The 2,277-nt window shown below is 47.7% G+C and carries 2 protein-coding genes; one reads left to right on the top strand and one right to left on the bottom strand.

Annotated elements, in window-relative coordinates:
- Nucleotides 1–96 precede the first annotated feature (96 nt).
- Nucleotides 97–1,500, top strand: a complete 1,404-nt coding sequence (locus tag N6G83_RS54255; RefSeq protein ID WP_001567368.1) for an ISNCY-like element ISKpn21 family transposase — start codon at nucleotides 97–99, stop codon at nucleotides 1,498–1,500.
- Between the two features lie 28 nt (nucleotides 1,501–1,528).
- Here the strand turns inward: N6G83_RS54255 and N6G83_RS54250 are convergent, their stop codons facing one another.
- Nucleotides 1,529–2,161, bottom strand: coding sequence for a DUF6904 family protein (locus N6G83_RS54250; RefSeq protein ID WP_001567369.1), 633 nt, complete (start codon nucleotides 2,159–2,161; stop codon nucleotides 1,529–1,531).
- Between the last annotated feature and the right edge of the window lie 116 nt (nucleotides 2,162–2,277).

Here is a 2,277-nt window from a genome sequence, read left to right as displayed (position 1 = left end):
GTAATGGCTCAATAGTAATGTCCGCCTGTGGCTCAATTCAGATGTCCGCGCTATGGTAAGCTTCACTGGTCCGTTTAAACTACCGGGAGGCATATCATGAGCGCAGAAAGCTCAGGAGTGTTTACTTTGAAAGAGATCAACCGGATCAAGATTATACAGGACGTCATTGAACGTCGCATCACAACGCGCCGTGCGGCCGAGCACCTCGGTATCAGCGACAGGCAATGCCGCAGACTTCTTGCCCGTTACCGTGAAGGCGGACCGCTTGGTATGGCCAGCAGACGATGTGGCATGCGTGGTAACCGCCAGTTGCCACCCGGGCTCGCAGATCAGGCTCTGGAACTGATCAAGACGCGTTATGCTGATTTCGGTCCGACTCTGGCGCGTGAAAAGCTCGAAGAACTCCACGGACTGTTTCTTGGCAAAGAAACTGTCCGGCGCATCATGGTGCGGGCTGGCTTATGGGTTCCCCGTAAACAACGTGCCGCAAGGATCCCTCAACCACGGTACCGGCGTCCGTGTACTGGTGAGCTGATACAAATAGATGGCTGTGATCACGACTGGTTTGAAGGCCGTGGCCCGGCCTGCACCGCGCTGGTCTATGTTGATGATGCAACCAGCAAACTGATGGAACTGTTGTTTGTTAAATCGGAGTCCACGTTTTCTTACTTCGAAGCCACGCGGCGCTATATCGATAAGCATGGTAAACCGCTGGCACTGTACAGCGATAAAGCCGGTGTTTTTCGTGTTAACAATAAACACGCCACAGGCGGAGACGGGCATACTCAGTTTGGGCGAGCCATGCATGAACTGAACATCCAGACTATCTGTGCAGAAACCAGTCCCGCCAAAGGGCGTGTAGAACGAGCTCACCTCACTTTACAGGATCGTCTGGTCAAAGAGCTGCGGTTACAGGGCATTTGTTCAATGGAGGCTGCAAATGACTTCGCTGAGGCCTATATGGCTGACTATAACCGCCGTTTTGGCAAAGTACCGCGACATGATTTTGACGTACACCGTGCTGTAGAACATGATGAGGACCTGGGGCTTATTTTCACTGTTCGTGAAAAACGTAAAGTCTCAAAATCGTTGACGATACAATATGATAAAATGTTGTACCTGATTGAAGACAGCGAACTGAGTCGCCGTGCAATAGGTAAATATATCGATGTGTATCACTATCCTGATGGCAGAAAAGAGCTGCGCCTGAACGGTACGCTACTTCCCTACTCTACCTACGACCGACTGTCAGAAATCGACCAGGGCGCGATTGTCGATAACAAGCGTCTTGGCCGAACCCTGGAGTTTATCAGTCTGGTGCAGAGCAAGCGGGATAACACGCGCTCTCAGTCAATTCCCGCTGGAGATGGCCCTTCCCGACGACGGCCAAAGCAGGAAGGGAAGAAATCCCAGCGCTCACTGGATAATGATGACATGCTCGAAGCACTCAAACAGCTTCAGTCACGTTCAGAGGACATTTTTGGTAAAAGAGCCCGCTGATGGTACTCACTGGCCGGACAGTGGTTGCTCACCAGTTGATATTGTCCGGCCAGACCCATGATGTATTATTCATTTCGTTCAGCATCTTTATGTCCTGCTTTTCACGGGCATACTTACCCCATAATGAATGAAAAGAACGAACAATACTGATTAACTGCTTTTTTCTTTGCTCCGGAGATAGGCTGATAAAATAGCAGCACCTGCTGTCAATATTATCCTCAATGAAATTAAAATCAGAGTCTGATGCATATTTTACTGTTAGCATAATATCATTCGACGTTGTTCTCTCAGACTCTGTTAATGCTGATTCTATCAGGTATTCAAAGGCATACATGACAGACAGCTGGTTTTTGTCTGTCTGAATATAACCCATTGAGTTTCTGAGTATTGAGGACTGTACCAGGACCAGAGGCCATAAAAGCTCAACACCATAAAGCTTATATGTATCATGTTGATCATACTGATGTTGCTCAACACGACGATTACCTTCCCGTGCTTTACGAATATCATAGGCAAGGGATAACATAAATCCGTCTTTAACTTTAATCAGTGGGCTTTCATCCACGATGTAATGAATGAGTTCATGTAATTCATTCAGGGCTTCTGAATCTCCCCACAGTATAAAACCTGCATTGTTCGGCGTTAACTCGTATCGAAGCATGGGCTCAATCATCCTGTTGTTTCAGTCGGAGGAAAGTCTATCAGTAAAGAGAATGAGAGATCAAAGTGGTCATTTTAATTGAGCTGGATAACGGACATTTCAATTGAGCCTTGACA

It is taken from the genome of Serratia sp. PL7 (assembly GCF_945957435.1).
The sequence above is the reverse complement of the archived record's forward strand: the minus strand, read 5'-3'. Positions and strand labels throughout refer to the sequence as shown.